The sequence below is a fragment of the Salmonella sp. A29-2 genome, from assembly GCF_020150755.1.
Taxonomy (GTDB): domain Bacteria; phylum Pseudomonadota; class Gammaproteobacteria; order Enterobacterales; family Enterobacteriaceae; genus Salmonella; species Salmonella enterica.
This window is the reverse complement of sequence record NZ_CP083731.1, coordinates 969,222-984,028: the sequence shown is the minus strand read 5'-3', so window position 1 is coordinate 984,028 and position 14,807 is coordinate 969,222. Positions and strand designations below refer to the sequence as shown.

17 protein-coding genes and 1 CRISPR repeat array are annotated in these 14,807 nt (G+C 54.0%); of the genes, 2 read left to right on the top strand and 15 right to left on the bottom strand.

What is annotated here, in order from left to right; all coding sequences use genetic code 11:
• Positions 1-28 precede the first annotated feature (28 nt).
• Entirely contained in the window at positions 29-1,111 is a 1,083-nt protein-coding gene (nlpD, locus tag K8W53_RS04740) for a murein hydrolase activator NlpD (protein WP_223163367.1), read from the bottom strand.
• Between nlpD and K8W53_RS04735 the strand changes: the two genes are divergently transcribed.
• Positions 1,041-1,199 (top strand): peptidase, encoded by a 159-nt coding sequence (locus K8W53_RS04735; RefSeq protein ID WP_223148970.1) that lies wholly within the window; start codon positions 1,041-1,043, stop codon positions 1,197-1,199. The genes nlpD and K8W53_RS04735 overlap by 71 nt on opposite strands.
• A gap of 138 nt (positions 1,200-1,337) precedes the next feature.
• On the opposite strand, the gene K8W53_RS04730 is transcribed toward K8W53_RS04735, so the two are convergent.
• From K8W53_RS04730 to cysD, 10 genes are all read right to left on the bottom strand, one after another.
• Positions 1,338-1,964, bottom strand: a complete 627-nt coding sequence (locus K8W53_RS04730; protein ID WP_000253545.1) for a protein-L-isoaspartate(D-aspartate) O-methyltransferase — start codon at positions 1,962-1,964, stop codon at positions 1,338-1,340.
• Positions 1,958-2,719, bottom strand: a complete 762-nt coding sequence (surE, locus tag K8W53_RS04725; RefSeq protein WP_001221538.1) for a 5'/3'-nucleotidase SurE — start codon at positions 2,717-2,719, stop codon at positions 1,958-1,960. The genes K8W53_RS04730 and surE overlap by 7 nt, the downstream gene beginning before the upstream one ends.
• Complete coding sequence (gene truD, locus K8W53_RS04720) at positions 2,700-3,749, bottom strand: tRNA pseudouridine(13) synthase TruD (RefSeq protein WP_052939552.1); 1,050 nt, start codon at positions 3,747-3,749, stop codon at positions 2,700-2,702. The genes surE and truD overlap by 20 nt, the downstream gene beginning before the upstream one ends.
• Complete coding sequence (gene ispF / locus K8W53_RS04715; protein ID WP_001219244.1) at positions 3,746-4,225, bottom strand: 2-C-methyl-D-erythritol 2,4-cyclodiphosphate synthase; 480 nt, start codon at positions 4,223-4,225, stop codon at positions 3,746-3,748. The genes truD and ispF overlap by 4 nt, the downstream gene beginning before the upstream one ends.
• Positions 4,225-4,935, bottom strand: a complete 711-nt coding sequence (ispD, locus tag K8W53_RS04710) for a 2-C-methyl-D-erythritol 4-phosphate cytidylyltransferase (RefSeq protein ID WP_000741649.1) — start codon at positions 4,933-4,935, stop codon at positions 4,225-4,227. The genes ispF and ispD overlap by 1 nt, the downstream gene beginning before the upstream one ends.
• 18 nt (positions 4,936-4,953) lie before the next feature.
• Positions 4,954-5,265 carry a cell division protein FtsB gene (gene ftsB / locus K8W53_RS04705; RefSeq protein WP_000517480.1) on the bottom strand — a complete coding sequence of 104 codons (312 nt, stop codon included), beginning with the start codon at positions 5,263-5,265 and terminating at the stop codon, positions 4,954-4,956.
• Between the two features lie 190 nt (positions 5,266-5,455).
• Positions 5,456-5,779 (bottom strand): DUF3561 family protein, encoded by a 324-nt coding sequence (locus K8W53_RS04700; RefSeq protein WP_001537530.1) that lies wholly within the window; start codon positions 5,777-5,779, stop codon positions 5,456-5,458.
• Between the two features lie 50 nt (positions 5,780-5,829).
• Positions 5,830-6,435, bottom strand: a complete 606-nt coding sequence (cysC, locus tag K8W53_RS04695; RefSeq protein ID WP_001173663.1) for an adenylyl-sulfate kinase — start codon at positions 6,433-6,435, stop codon at positions 5,830-5,832.
• Positions 6,422-7,861, bottom strand: coding sequence for a sulfate adenylyltransferase subunit CysN (cysN, locus tag K8W53_RS04690; RefSeq protein ID WP_058654792.1), 1,440 nt, complete (start codon positions 7,859-7,861; stop codon positions 6,422-6,424). The genes cysC and cysN overlap by 14 nt, the downstream gene beginning before the upstream one ends.
• 9 nt (positions 7,862-7,870) lie before the next feature.
• Positions 7,871-8,779, bottom strand: coding sequence for a sulfate adenylyltransferase subunit CysD (gene cysD, locus K8W53_RS04685; RefSeq protein WP_023195199.1), 909 nt, complete (start codon positions 8,777-8,779; stop codon positions 7,871-7,873).
• A 250-nt stretch (positions 8,780-9,029) separates the two neighbouring features.
• Between cysD and K8W53_RS04680 the strand changes: the two genes are divergently transcribed.
• Positions 9,030-10,076: an aminopeptidase gene (locus K8W53_RS04680; RefSeq protein WP_023225024.1), complete on the top strand. Its 1,047-nt coding sequence runs from the start codon at positions 9,030-9,032 to the stop codon at positions 10,074-10,076.
• A gap of 14 nt (positions 10,077-10,090) precedes the next feature.
• Positions 10,091-12,071: a CRISPR direct-repeat array (repeat unit 29 nt; unit sequence CGGTTTATCCCCGCTGGCGCGGGGAACAC).
• An 84-nt stretch (positions 12,072-12,155) separates the two neighbouring features.
• On the opposite strand, the gene cas2e is transcribed toward K8W53_RS04680, so the two are convergent.
• The 4 genes from cas2e to cas5e are packed head-to-tail and all read right to left on the bottom strand — an operon-like array spanning position 12,156 to position 14,798.
• Positions 12,156-12,449 carry a type I-E CRISPR-associated endoribonuclease Cas2e gene (gene cas2e, locus K8W53_RS04675; RefSeq protein WP_000062282.1) on the bottom strand — a complete coding sequence of 98 codons (294 nt, stop codon included), beginning with the start codon at positions 12,447-12,449 and terminating at the stop codon, positions 12,156-12,158.
• 2 nt (positions 12,450-12,451) lie between these two features.
• A complete protein-coding gene (gene cas1e / locus K8W53_RS04670) occupies positions 12,452-13,369 on the bottom strand; it encodes a type I-E CRISPR-associated endonuclease Cas1e (RefSeq protein ID WP_000118674.1) in 918 nt (305 codons plus the stop codon).
• Positions 13,369-14,073 carry a type I-E CRISPR-associated protein Cas6/Cse3/CasE gene (gene cas6e / locus K8W53_RS04665; RefSeq protein WP_052939586.1) on the bottom strand — a complete coding sequence of 235 codons (705 nt, stop codon included), beginning with the start codon at positions 14,071-14,073 and terminating at the stop codon, positions 13,369-13,371. Before cas6e ends, cas1e begins: the two co-directional genes overlap by 1 nt.
• Positions 14,073-14,798, bottom strand: coding sequence for a type I-E CRISPR-associated protein Cas5/CasD (cas5e, locus tag K8W53_RS04660; RefSeq protein WP_023227125.1), 726 nt, complete (start codon positions 14,796-14,798; stop codon positions 14,073-14,075). Before cas5e ends, cas6e begins: the two co-directional genes overlap by 1 nt.
• Positions 14,799-14,807 lie beyond the last annotated feature (9 nt).

The following is a 14,807-nucleotide window of genomic DNA, read 5'->3' as shown; positions in this document are numbered from 1 at the left end:
TAGCAAGTCAAAGCCTGGTTCCGCCGCTTTATCGCTGCGGTAAATAACGCAGCGGGTTTACGGATTTCCCCTTGTAACGAATTTCAAAATGCAAGCGTGTAGAGCTGGTGCCGGTGCTACCCATAGTAGCGATTTTTTGCCCCGCCTTAACTTCCTGTTGTTCCCGGACCAGCATCGTATCATTATGGGCGTAGGCACTCAGGTAATCATCGTTATGTTTGATGATAATAAGATTACCGTAACCACGCAGTGCGTTACCGGCATATACGACGCGCCCATCAGCGGTTGCGACGATAGCCTGTCCCTTACTGCCTGCAATGTCGATCCCTTTATTGCCCCCTTCGGAAGCGCCAAAGTTTTCGATCACTTTGCCATCCGTCGGCCAGCGCCATGCGGAAATCGGCGCGCTGGTTGACGTACTGCTTGCATTTGGTTCGGTCGTGCTTACCGATGGTGCCGTTACAGGCGCTGTGACAACCGTCCCAGCAGGCTTGTTGTTTGGCAACATTTTGTTAGCACTTTGTTCACCTGAGCCCTCAGAATACGTAATTGTTGGTTGAGACGCAACTGCAACGGTGGAATTTTGTGCAGACCTGGTCACAACTCCTTGCTGTGCTGCATCCGCCTGGGTGATCGCATTTCCGCCAGTAATTGGCGTGCCGGATGCGTTACCAACTTGCAAAGTTTGCCCTACATTCAGGCTATACGGGGCAGAAATACTGTTTCTCTGGGCCAGATCGCGGAAATCGTTCCCGGTAATCCAGGCGATGTAAAAAAGCGTATCACCCTTTTTCACGGTGTAAGTACTGCCACCCGTATAGCTACCTTTCGGAATATTCCCATACTGGCGATTGTATACAATTCGCCCATTTTCCATCTGCACGGGTTGTTCCGTGACCGGTTGAGTTTGCATGGGCTGCGTTACAGGACGCTGAACGGGTTGAATTTGCGGCGCTTGTTGCGGCGTTTGTTGCGTCGTCGCGCCCATTTTTGGCGGCGGTGTGATCAACATCCCGGAATTGGTATTTGATGACGAACCACTGTCCACAGACGTGACCGGCGCCGGAGGGTTTGACGAACTGGTACAACCTGCCAGCCATAGTGAAACCAGTGATAGTGCCGCAATGCGACTAACGGTGAATTTTGGGCTTCCCGCGCTCATTTATCCCCCAGGAAAAAATTTGGTTAACAACCAGTGACGTAAGAACCGTGCAACGCATTAAGTGAACACGGGAAAATGTGTTCACGATACGCTTAACCCACCGGGAATAACCAGGAAAACTCCAGGTATTCGTTTCGGCTTCATCAGGCGTAAGAGTGGGTGTTTGCAGGGCAAACTAGGCCAGCTCTCCCTTGACTAACGGGACGAAGCGAACGGCCTCCACGGTATCGATAATAAATTCGCCGCCCCGGCGACGCACGCGTTTCAAAAACTGCTGCTCATCGCCCACGGGCAGAACAAGAATGCCGCCTTCATCCAACTGTGCCATGAGCGCGGTAGGAATTTCCGGCGGCGCGGCCGTCACAATGATAGCGTCAAACGGCGCACGCGCCTGCCAGCCTTGCCAGCCATCGCCATGACGGGTAGAAACATTATGTAAATCGAGCTGCTTCAGGCGGCGGCGCGCCTGCCATTGCAGCCCCTTAATCCGCTCAACGGAGCAAACGTGATGTACCAGATGCGCCAGAATCGCCGTCTGATAGCCGGAACCGGTGCCAATTTCCAACACCCTGGATTGCGGCGTCAGTTCGAGCAGCTCCGTCATTCGCGCCACCATATAGGGCTGCGAAATCGTCTGACCCTGGCCTATCGGCAAAGCGATATTTTCCCAGGCCTTATGTTCAAACGCTTCATCAATAAATTTCTCGCGCGGCACTGCGGCAAGCGCATTAAGCACCTGCTCATCTCTGATGCCCTGCGCGCGCAATTGTTCAAGAAGAGCCTGTACACGTCCACTTACCATTGCGTGCCAACTCCCACGCTGTCTAACCAGTCTGAAACCACATCATGCGCGCTGTGCGCGGTTAAATCCACATGCAACGGCGTGACGGAGACATAGCCTTCATCCACCGCCGCGAAATCGGTATCCGGCCCGGCATCGTATTTATCGCCCGGCGGGCCAATCCAGTACAATGTATTACCGCGCGGATCTTCCTGCGGGATCACTTTATCCGCTGGATGGCGGCTACCACAGCGAGTCACGCGGATGCCTTTAACCTGCGCTAACGGTAGATCCGGGACATTCACGTTGAGAATACGCCCGGTACGCAACGGCTCCCGGCTTAACCCTCGCAAAAGCGCGCAAGTCACGGCTGCAGCCGTATCATAATGCTGATAGCCGTTAAGGGAGACCGCTAATGCCGGAAAGCCGAGATGACGACCTTCCATCGCCGCGGCGACTGTACCGGAATAGATCACATCATCGCCCAGATTCGGACCCGCGTTAATACCGGAAACGACAATATCCGGACGCGGACGCATTAAGGCATTAACGCCCAGATAGACGCAATCGGTCGGCGTCCCCATCTGTACGGCGATATCGCCATTATCAAAGGTAAAAGTACGAAGCGAAGATTCCAGCGTGAGGGAATTAGACGCGCCGCTGCGGTTACGATCCGGGGCTACGACCTGTACATCAGCAAACTCACGCAGCGCTTTCGCCAGCGTTTGTATACCGGGCGCGTGAACCCCGTCATCGTTACTCAGCAATATGCGCATAATCACCCATTGTGTTGATCAGTTCCCTTACTACGCTGGTGGCAAAACTGCCTGCGGGCAGCCAGAAACGTAACTCGACGGTAACGTCATCCCACCAGTTCCAGCTTAATTGTTGCGGATAAAGCAGCATCGCTCTGCGCGACGCCTCTACTTTTTCGCGCAGCAACAGCGATTGCAACACCGTTTCCTGGGCAATGGCATCTTGCTCAAACGCCAGCGCCGCACGCTGTGTTCCCCACTCTCCGCTGCCCGGCAACGACGCTGTAATCATCAGCTCTTTTTCGTCTACCCGGCGCTGCAATTCAGGCAGTTCTGCAGATGTCGCGACGAACCAGCTTCCACGCCCCGCTAATTGTAGCGCATCGCCGTCAACAACTTGATTAAAGTCTGGTTTCTTCAGCCGCTGGTGAACAATTTGATTAAACAACGCGCTACGTGCCGCCGACAACCAAAAACTGCGTTTATTGCGATCGCGCACCGGCGCGTTACTTTGCGCCCAGCGCAGCGCGCCCTGCAAGTTGCTGCCGCCAATGCCGAATCGCTGTGCGCCAAAATAGTTCGGCACGCCGCCATCGCGAATCGCCTGCAATCGTGTTTCGACATCGCAGCGATCGCTTATTTCACGCAATACCAGCGTAAAGGCATTGCCTTTCAGCGCGCCTAAACGCAGCTTACGCTTGTGACGCGCGTATTCCAGTACTTTACAACCTTCCAGCTGAAAGGCGCTGAAATCGGGCATCTCTTTCCCCGGCACGCGCGCGCACAGCCACTGCTCGGTAACGGCGTGTTTATCTTTTTGCCCGGCAAAGCTCACTTCGCGAGCGTGAATTTTCAGGAATTTCGCCAGCGCGTCAGCGACAAAACGGGTATTGCAACCGTTTTTCAAAATACGCAGCAGAATGTGCTCGCCTTCACCATCCGGCGTAAAGCCTAAATCTTCAACCACCACAAAATCTTCCGGATTCGCTTTCAGCAATCCGCTACCTTGTGGTTTTCCGTGCAGCCAGGTGAGATTGTCAAACTCTGTCATTTCGCCGCCTTCATCAGCAACGCGACCGCTTCGCAGGCAATGCCTTCTCCGCGTCCGGTAAATCCGAGCTTTTCCGTCGTCGTCGCCTTCACGTTAACATCATCCATATGGCAGCCGAGATCTTCGGCGATAAAGACGCGCATTTGCGGAATATGCGGCAGCATTTTCGGCGCCTGCGCAATAATGGTGACATCTACGTTGCCGAGGGTGTACCCCTTCGCCTGAATACGACGCCAGGCTTCACGCAGTAGTTCGCGGCTATCCGCTCCCTTAAATGCCGGATCGGTATCCGGGAAGAGCTTGCCGATATCGCCAAGCGCCGCCGCACCCAGCAGCGCATCGGTCAGCGCATGTAACGCCACATCGCCATCGGAATGCGCCAATAGCCCTTTTTCATAAGGGATACGCACGCCGCCAATAATAATCGGCCCTTCTCCGCCAAACGCGTGTACGTCAAAACCGTGTCCAATTCGCATTATGCTTTCTCCTGGTGGATGGTTCGGGTCAGATAAAATTCCGCCAGCGCCAGATCTTCCGGACGGGTGACCTTGATGTTATCCGCGCGACCTTCTACCAGCGCCGGATGAAAACCACAATACTCCAGCGCTGACGCTTCGTCGGTGATGGTCGCGCCTTCATTCAGCGCACGCGTCAGACAATCGTGCAAGAGTTCGCGGGGGAAAAACTGCGGGGTGAGCGCGTGCCATAAATCGGCGCGCTCTACGGTATGGGCAATAGCGTTTTTCCCCGGTTCGCCGCGTTTCATGGTGTCGCGCACCGGACTGGCGAGGATACCGCCGACCCGGCTGTTTTCGCTGATAGCCAGCAACCGCGCAAGGTCATCCTGATGCAAACAGGGTCTTGCCGCGTCGTGCACCAGCACCCACTGCGCCTTTGCAACGGCCTGCAACCCGGCCAAAACGGAATCAGCGCGTTCGTTGCCGCCATCCACAACGGTGATTTGCGGATGATTCGCCAGCGGAAGTTGGGCAAAGCGATGATCGCCAGGGCTGATAGCAATAACAACGCGTGTCACCCGAGGATGCGCCAGCAGCGCATGAACTGAGTGCTCCAGAATGGTTTTATTACCGATTGAGAGATACTGCTTAGGACATTCTGTTTGCATTCGGCGGCCAAATCCGGCCGCCGGCACCACGGCGCAAACGTCCAATAAAGTGGCTGCCATGTTAAATCCCTGGATGGTTTATCGATGAGTTTGCCCCGCCGTTGCCGCGCGTTTTGAGGCGTCAGGCACCAGACGATAGAAGGTTTCGCCCGGTTTTGTCATGCTAAGTTCGTTGCGCGCGCGCTCCTCAATCGCTTCCTGGCCGCCATTGAGATCGTCAATTTCGGCAAAAAGCTGATCGTTACGCGCTTTAAGTTTGGCGTTTGTCGCCTGCTGCGCGACCACATCATCGTTGACGCGGCTATAGTCATGTATGCCGTTCTTACCGAACCACAGCGAGTACTGTAGCCAGACCAGTAAAGCCAGCAACAGCAGCGTTAGTTTACCCATCCTGCCCCCTGAAAAACGGCATCATCATCCCATAACGTCCTCTGTGACTCCACATTCAGGACGGGATTGCCGCGACAACGCCGGCAAATGTACCACATTTGCCGGATGTTACGTATACCCGAGTAAGGAGAACATAATCTCATTGTTGGTTACGGTTTGAATTATGACCGGAGGCGCACTGATAACCCGTCTACCCTAATAGCCATATAAATAACGCGCCGAACAGCGCGCCTACGGCCAGTAGAGTAAACATGATGCTAAAAAGTATTTTGCCCTTTACCAGCAGATGCAACGCAATGCCGATAATCACCGATACCGGCATTAACGCGAGGAAAAAGGGCCAGGTATAGAGGAAAAAAAACAGCGTGTTAGGGCCATAAAGCAGAAAAGGGATCCCCAACGCCAGCAGCCATGACACAAAGCCGACCACCGCCCCCGGAAATGCACTGGTGGCGTCATCGTCGACCATGAAGGCGTCTGACCTTGTGAAAGTAATGTTATGGCTATTACGCATATTAAATCCTGTAACCTTGACCATACCGGGCATACAAGCCCGGTGGTGTCTCAGGATCTGATAATATCGCGCCGTCTCAGCAGGTCTAATAATTGGGAAACCAAATTTGTTACTAATTGTTCACCATTAAGATGAACCTGGGGCGAGTCAGGCGCTTCGTAAATGGCGTCGATACCGGTAAAGTTACGCAACTCGCCCGCGCGCGCTTTTTTATACAATCCTTTAGGATCGCGCTGTTCACAGATAGCCAGCGGCGTATTGACATAAATCTCGATAAAACGATCGTGGCCGACGCGCTCTTTTACCAGTTGCCGCTCGGCGCGGTGCGGAGAAATAAATGCCGTCAAAACAATCAGGCCAGCGTCCGCCATCAGACTGGCCACTTCGCCTACCCGCCGAATATTTTCCTGGCGATCGGCATCGCTAAAGCCTAAATCACGGCACAAACCGTGGCGCACATTATCGCCATCCAACAGGTAGGTACTGACGCCACGCTGATGTAACGCCTCTTCCAGCGCGCCGGCCACCGTTGATTTTCCCGAACCGGAGAGTCCGGTAAACCACAGCACCACGCCACGGTGGCCGTGGAGCTGTTCACGAGCGGCGACAGTAACGGGATGAGAGTGCCAGACCACGTTCTCATCATGCAGCGCCATGTTTATCTCCCAGCAAATCGCGGGCGTCCCAGTGCGGAAAATGACGGCGTACCAGCGCATTCAGCTCCAGCTCAAACGCACTGTATTCCACGGGCGGCGTCGCTCCGCGTTCGTCCAGTTCCCGCACCATGCCAGCGCCCACGGTGACGTTAGAAAGTCGGTCGATAAAAATCAGTCCGCCCGTCACCGGATTTTGCTGATAAATATCCAGCGCGAGCGGCTCATCGAATGTCATCTCTACCAGACCAATACCGTTTAACGGCAGGCTCTCGACGTCTCGTTGAGTCAGATTGTTGATATCAACCTGATAGCGAATAGCCTCGATACGCGCGCGGGTTTTCTTACCCGCGAGTTTAACGTCGTAGCTTTGGCCCGGCGCCAGCGGCTGTTCCGCCATCCATACCACATCGCTCGCGGCGTGCCGCGCAGGTGCCAGCGTCTCGTTTGCCGCCAGCAGCAGATCGCCGCGGCTAATATCAATGTCGTCGTTGAGTACCAGGGTAATGGCTTCGCCCGCACAGGCTTCTTCTTTGTCGCCATCAAAAGTGACGATACGCGCCACGCTGGATTCCACGCCAGACGGCAGCACTTTAATGCGCTCTCCGACTTTGACGCTACCAGACGCCAGAGTGCCGGCATACCCCCGAAAATCAAGATTCGGGCGATTGACGTATTGTACCGGAAAGCGCATCGGCTGACGGTCTACCGCACGCTGTATGTCTACCGTTTCCAGGACTTCCAGCAGCGTCGGACCGCTGTACCAGCGCATATTCGCGCTCTGCGCGGCGACATTATCCCCTTCCAGCGCCGAAAGCGGGACAAAGCGAATATCCAGATCGCCCGGCAACTGTTCAGCAAAGGTCAGGTAATCTTCACGAATACGGGCGAAGGTCTCTTCGCGGTAGTCAACGAGATCCATTTTGTTGATTGCCACCACCAGGTGTTTGATCCCCAACAGAGTGGAGATAAAGCTATGGCGACGCGTCTGATCCAGCACGCCTTTACGCGCGTCGATCAGTAGGATCGCCAGATCGCAGGTGGACGCCCCGGTCGCCATATTACGAGTATATTGTTCATGGCCCGGCGTGTCGGCGATAATAAATTTTCGTTTTTCCGTGGAGAAATAGCGGTACGCGACGTCAATAGTAATGCCCTGCTCACGCTCGGCCTGCAGCCCATCTACCAGCAGCGCCAGATCGAGTTTTTCTCCCTGCGTGCCATGACGTTTACTGTCATTATGCAGAGAAGAGAGCTGATCTTCATAAATTTGCAGGGTATCGTGCAGCAAACGACCTATCAGCGTACTTTTACCGTCATCAACGCTGCCACAGGTTAAAAAACGCAGCAGGCTTTTGTGTTGTTGGGCCATCATCCAGGCTTCGACGCCGCCTTCATTGGCGATTTGTTGTGCAAGTATGGTGTTCATGGCGGCTCCTTAGAAATACCCCTGACGTTTTTTAAGCTCCATCGACCCCGCCTGATCGCGGTCAATCACCCTCCCCTGGCGCTCGCTGGTGGTAGAAACCAGCATCTCTTCGATAATTTCCGGCAGCGTTTGCGCGTGGGATTCCACCGCCCCGGTGAGCGGCCAACAGCCAAGTGTACGGAAGCGCACCATCCTTTTTTTGATGACTTCGCCAGGCTGGAGATCGATACGATCGTCATCCACCATCATCAACATGCCGTCACGTTCCAGAACCGGGCGTTCAGCAGCCAAATACAGCGGCACGATGTCGATGTTTTCCAGCCAGATGTATTGCCAGATATCCTGCTCAGTCCAGTTGGAGAGCGGGAAGACGCGTATACTTTCGCCTTTATTAATCTGACCGTTATAGTTACGCCACAACTCTGGCCGCTGATTTTTCGGGTCCCAGCGATGGAAACGGTCACGAAAGGAGTAAATACGTTCTTTCGCGCGGGATTTTTCCTCATCGCGCCGTGCGCCGCCGAACGCGGCATCAAAACCGTACTTATTCAGCGCCTGCTTTAACCCTTCGGTTTTCATAATGTCAGTGTGTTTAGCGCTACCGTGAACGAACGGATTGATGCCCATCGCCACGCCTTCCGGATTTTTATGTACCAGCAATTCGCAGCCGTATGCGTTGGCGGTACGATCGCGAAAGGCGTACATCTCACGGAATTTCCAACCGGTATCAACGTGCAATAGCGGGAACGGTAACGTACCCGGATAAAACGCCTTACGCGCCAGATGCAGCATGACGCTGGAGTCTTTACCAATGGAGTACAGCATGACCGGATTAGCGAATTCCGCTGCCACTTCACGGATAATGTGGATACTTTCCGCCTCCAGTTGCCGCAGGTGGGTGAGTCGTTTTTGATCCATAACCGTTCCTTTGCAATACCGTTTTTTGCTAAACATTTCGATTACACGACTATAGGGAGCGCAGGAGAGTGAATGAAATGACGAATTGGAATGAGTAGTTCCTCAAAGGAATAACGCGGCCCAAAAACCAATATCAAAAAATGCTTAACGTACCGGATTGCCAGCATTTAGGAGCAAATGAAATTGTATTAACACGATCGCGGTTTCATACTAGCCACGTAAAATTTTGTTCTGTATTTAAGGACTCATTATGTTTTCCGCAACGCGCCGCTTTGCCGTCATTCTGGCGCTCGGCGTAGGCTTTATCCTTCCTGCACAAGCAGCATCACCAGGGCCTGGTGAAATAGCGAATACTCAGGCACGACATATCGCCACTTTTTTTCCCGGGAGAATGACTGGCTCCCCCGCCGAGATGTTGTCTGCCGATTATTTACGCCAACAATTTACCCAGATGGGATACCAAAGCGATATTCGAACGTTTAATAGCCGATTTATTTATACCACGAAGGATAATCGCAAAAACTGGCATAACGTGACGGGCAGTACGGTCATCGCCGCCCATGAAGGGCGCGTGCCGCAGCAGATCATCATTATGGCGCATCTGGATACCTACGCTCCGCAGAGCGACGCTGATGTCGATGCCAATCTGGGCGGTTTAACGTTACAGGGAATGGATGATAATGCCGCGGGATTAGGCGTTATGCTGGAACTGGCGGCGCGTCTGAAAGATATACCGACCCATTATGGGATTCGTTTTATCGCCACCAGCGGGGAAGAAGAGGGAAAGCTAGGCGCGGAAAATTTACTCAAACGAATGAGTGACGCTGAGAAGAAAAATACGCTGCTGGTGATTAATCTCGATAACCTGATTGTTGGCGACAAGCTCTATTTTAATAGCGGGAAAAATACGCCTGAAGCGGTGCGTACACTGACCCGCGATCGGGCATTAGCGATTGCGCGCCGTTATGGTATCGCCGCCAACACCAATCCGGGACGCAATCCATCCTACCCCAAAGGAACGGGTTGCTGTAATGATGCGGAGGTTTTCGATAAAGCGGGAATATCGGTGCTTTCTGTTGAGGCGACGAACTGGAATCTGGGTAAAAAAGACGGATACCAGCAACGCGTGAAAAATGCATCCTTCCCGAACGGCAATAGCTGGCACGACGTACGGCTTGATAATCAACAGCATATTGACAAGGCGCTGCCTGAGCGGATTGAGCGCCGTAGCCGCGATGTAGTGCGGATAATGCTGCCGTTGGTAAAAGAGCTGGCGAAGGCGGAAAAAACGTCCTGATATGCTGGTGAAACGTGTTTATCCCCGCTGGCGCGGGGAACACAAAAACTAAATCGCAAATAACCAAAAATATCACGGTTTATCCCCGCTGGCGCGGGGAACACTGGCGATAATGTACGACGAGTTGCCAAAATATCGGTTTATCCCCGCTGGCGCGGGGAACACACCAAAACACTGAAAGCCATTCCTCTGGCGTACGGTTTATCCCCGCTGGCGCGGGGAACACTGACGGACAACGCGGCCAGTTAGTTTTACCTCCGGTTTATCTCCGCTGGCGCGGGGAACACCGCAGCGAAGCGAGGACATAAAAGCATTACGGCGGTTTATCCCCGCTGGCGCGGGGAACACCTGCGCCAGTGCGGTGATATCGTTGCTCATAGCGGTTTATCCCCGCTGGCGCGGGGAACACGCCTACATAGCCGTAAAAGTCGTCCTGACTAACGGTTTATCCCCGCTGGCGCGGGGAACACTTAATACTGTCAACCAGCGCCCCCTGATTGTCCGGTTTATCCCCGCTGGCGCGGGGAACACTTCGATATGAACGACGCGCAAGCAAAAGAATTCGGTTTATCCCCGCTGGCGCGGGGAACACTTGCAGGCCCTGGTAGTTGACGCTATCGGGGCCGGTTTATCCCCGCTGGCGCGGGGAACACGGCGTTCTGGTTCTGGCGGCTAAGATAAAGGGCGGTTTATCCCCGCTGGCGCGGGGAACACGGGATCAGCACCGACAACCTAAAACCACTGTTCGGTTTATCCCCGCTGGCGCGGGGAACACGCAGCGGCGATACGTGGAAAAAACCCCCTGGTCGGTTTATCCCCGCTGGCGCGGGGAACACAGGTGACGATCTGCGGTGGTTACCAGCCAACACGGTTTATCCCCGCTGGCGCGGGGAACACGTTATGAGTTTTGAGCGTTTTGTGCCGTCGCCCGGTTTATCCCCGCTGGCGCGGGGAACACTGAGTCTCTATGGTTAGCAATAATGCGCACATCGGTTTATCCCCGCTGGCGCGGGGAACACCTCTCCAGTTCGGCCAGAAACTCCCTGGTCTGCGGTTTATCCCCGCTGGCGCGGGGAACACGCGCTTTAACGCCCGCTCGCCCCTGAACCCCTCGGTTTATCCCCGCTGGCGCGGGGAACACCTCCTCGCATTTGTGACTTTCTGGATCATCGGCGGTTTATCCCCGCTGGCGCGGGGAACACTGTTCAGCCGGACGGTAAAACCATTGTTTTTTCGGTTTATCCCCGCTGGCGCGGGGAACACATACATTGAGGCGTTACGAAAATCAGCGGCACCGGTTTATCCCCGCTGGCGCGGGGAACACTTTTCTTCGCCTGCTTGGTGGGATGGTCATCTCGGTTTATCCCCGCTGGCGCGGGGAACACTAAATCGTTATACAGTTGGCCTAACAACTCCTCGGTTTATCCCCGCTGGCGCGGGGAACACTTACTGTCTGACATAATTTTCCTCATAAATTTCGGTTTATCCCCGCTGGCGCGGGGAACACGTTGCGGCGCTCGGTGCGCGTCAGCCAGCCCTCGGTTTATCCCCGCTGGCGCGGGGAACACGATCAGATGTCCGGCGGGCTGGGTGAAGGCGGCGGTTTATCCCCGCTGGCGCGGGGAACACGCCGCTTTTTCCAGGGCTGAACGGTGGGCGCGCGGTTTATCCCCGCTGGCGCGGGGAACACGGCGATTTCCGCAATCATTTCGGCGGTCACGTCGGTTTATCCCCGCTGGCGCGGGGAACACTCCGATTTAAAAAACGTGAATATTCCTACCGTCGGTTTATCCCCGCTGGCGCGGGGAACACCCAACAAACACCCGGGGAAAAGAGGGGGGATGCGGTTTATCCCCGCTGGCGCGGGGAACACATTATCACGGGGCGCCCCGGAGGGGCTGAGAGCGGTTTATCCCCGCTGGCGCGGGGAACACAGGGGGTGCAGGTTCGCCAGATTTATAAAAAACGGTTTATCCCCGCTGGCGCGGGGAACACTCTAAATCTACCCAATTGAATTTAAATACTTTTTTAGCGCACAAAAAACCCACCAACTTTTCCTAATTTTTAAAGATCTATAACTTATTGATTTTCAACAGGTAGAAACGACACCAATCGCAGTCCATCAAGATCTACCGGAATACGTCGATTTACACCAAAAGTCTGAAACTCAAAACCTGATTCTGTATTTGTCGCCCACGCCATAACAACATTTCCCTCATCTGCCAGAACGGAAACCTGTTGCCATATCATCTCGCGGATCTTTGCGGAAACATCACCAACATACACACCAGCTCGAATTTCCAGTAACCAGACGGCCAGCCTCCCCCGCAGACGAGGAGGAACATTTTCGGTAACGACAACCAGCATACTCATCGTTAGGTACTCCGATGACCGGAATCTCCCAACGCAACAGGAAGAGGGATCGCTATGGGTTGTGAATCTTCAGGAGGTAACGGCGGTTGAATTTCCCCTGCCGCGAGAACATCTTCAATAAGAGGAATCAATTTCGCCAATGTTTTTCCACTGCGGAAGATATCCCGGCAGGCAATACGGACATCACGATCAGGCTCGGCAGGATTACGTCGCGCAATTTCAAATGCTTTCGGTACAACGGTCTCAAATTTAATGATATCGGCAATATCATAGACAAAAGAAAGCGGCTTGCCGGTGTGCACAAATCCAATCGCGGGCGCATATCCGGCAGCCAGTATTGCCGCCTCCGTTACGCCATAGAGGCAGGAGGTTGCCGAGCTGATACACTGATTAATGACATCGCCTTTCTCCCAGTCTTTCGGATCGTAGCGACGTCCCTGCCATTTCACGCCATACTGCTTAGCAAGTAGTGCATAGGTTGCCCGCACACGGCTCCCCTCAATACCACGCAATTGATCTACAGAACGACGGCTCGGCGCGGGTTCGCCAAAACGTAATTCAAACATTTTACGCACGACCTTCAGCCGCAAATCTTCATCCAGTGCAAGTTTCGCCTGATAAAGCAATTTGTCGGAACGGGCACCACCAGGCTGCCCCGAAGCGTAAACGCGTACGCCCGCTTCCCCCACCCACACCAGTAACGTACCCACCGTTGCCGCAAGTCGCACGGCGGCATGGGAAACCCGCGTCCCCGGTTCCAGCATGATGCAGGCCACCGATCCAACAGGAATATGGGTACGTACACCCGTTTTATCGATAAGCACAAACGCACCGTCGATCACATCTATTTGTCCGTACTGGAGAAATATCATCGAAACACGGTCTTTCAACGGGATGGGATTCAGCGGCAGCCAGCTCATCAGCGTTTCCTTTTTACCATCAGCATTCCGCAGCCCAGCGCTTTACTTTTACCTAATCCGGAAAATAAAGCCTGTTTAAACAGTGCTGCATCGGTGATACAGAGCGCACCGCTAAAATCAACGCTACTGAAAGTGATTGGGGTTTCCTGGTCTTTACGGACAAAACGATGCTGCTGATACGCTTGCACGCATCCACAATGCGCCTGCAATTCACTGTACTCGTCACCAGCCCACATAGCGAAATCATTAGGTTCCGGTGCAATCAACCGGAAACCATGCTGCTGCCCTTGTTGTTCCAGCCACGCCTGCGCGGCCTGCTGTTGAAGCTCCCACCACCGCTCTTTCTCCACACCATTCGCCTTCGCCTGATGTTTCGCGTTCATCATCACGTCACTGCGCTTACCGTTACGGGTTATCACCGGGTTAGCTCGTAGTTGAAAATCAAGCTCAAGACCATTTGTCAGTTGCGGATTAAATGGTTTGGTTTCAATAAGAAACAGGGAGTGCTGCAATAACGGCGGTATTGCCGAGAGCATAAAAAAGCCGCCATGCGCCTCTTCGCGAAACAGAAACTGACGCAATTCCTGTTCCGGAAAGAGCTGCCATAACCACTGGTGGCTGGCATAAGGCCTGGCTGAATTCCACTTTGCCAACATCTCCGGTCGCAAATTATTAAACCGGAGTTGAATACGAGAAAGATACATTATGTTCTCTCCTGCAACGGCCCATTGAAGCGGGTGTAGCCGCCAAACTGCCAGCGTTGGCGGCTAACTGGCTGGTTATTGCTATGCTGCTTTTGTTGCCAGACCAGACTCTCCTCATCAGGATCATCCCAATAACAAATGCCCTCACGCAGGGTAAATCCACTTAATTCTGCTGCGGAAATCTCCTCCACAGCATGGGTGAATACCTCTTTTAAGGTGCCGGTCATTAAACGCGCCGCTAACGGTAACGCCAGCGGGCAGGATTTTCTCCCCAGATAGAGCGGAAAATGCGGTGTCAGCAGCGCCTCTCGCAATTCGCTAAGCGAATGTGGTGCATCAGGCGTGGCGCTTATTGCCACATGCCAGTAGCCGTCGCAGCGATATTCTCGCTGCGAGATAAGCGTCCCCACTTCATCCGGCGCAAGAGTCAGTTCATCCCGGCGCGTGTAATAACGATACTTTTTGTTTTCTCGCGGCGCGCCAACGGTGTGATAATCTCGCAACCAGCGATCTTGTGAAGCCAACGCGTGCACCGCCAGATGATAGTGCCGGTTAAAGTTATTCAGCCGCGCTTCTTCGTCGCGACGAATTCCTAACGCTGCGGCAAGCAGACCCAATAGCGCAGAGCGCGTGGGAACCGTAGCTGAGTGGCGAATCTCGCCAGACGCTTCTTCCCCCCACGACGCCAGCGGCGCATAGAGCTGAAAAACCAGATATTCCTTCATTATTCATCC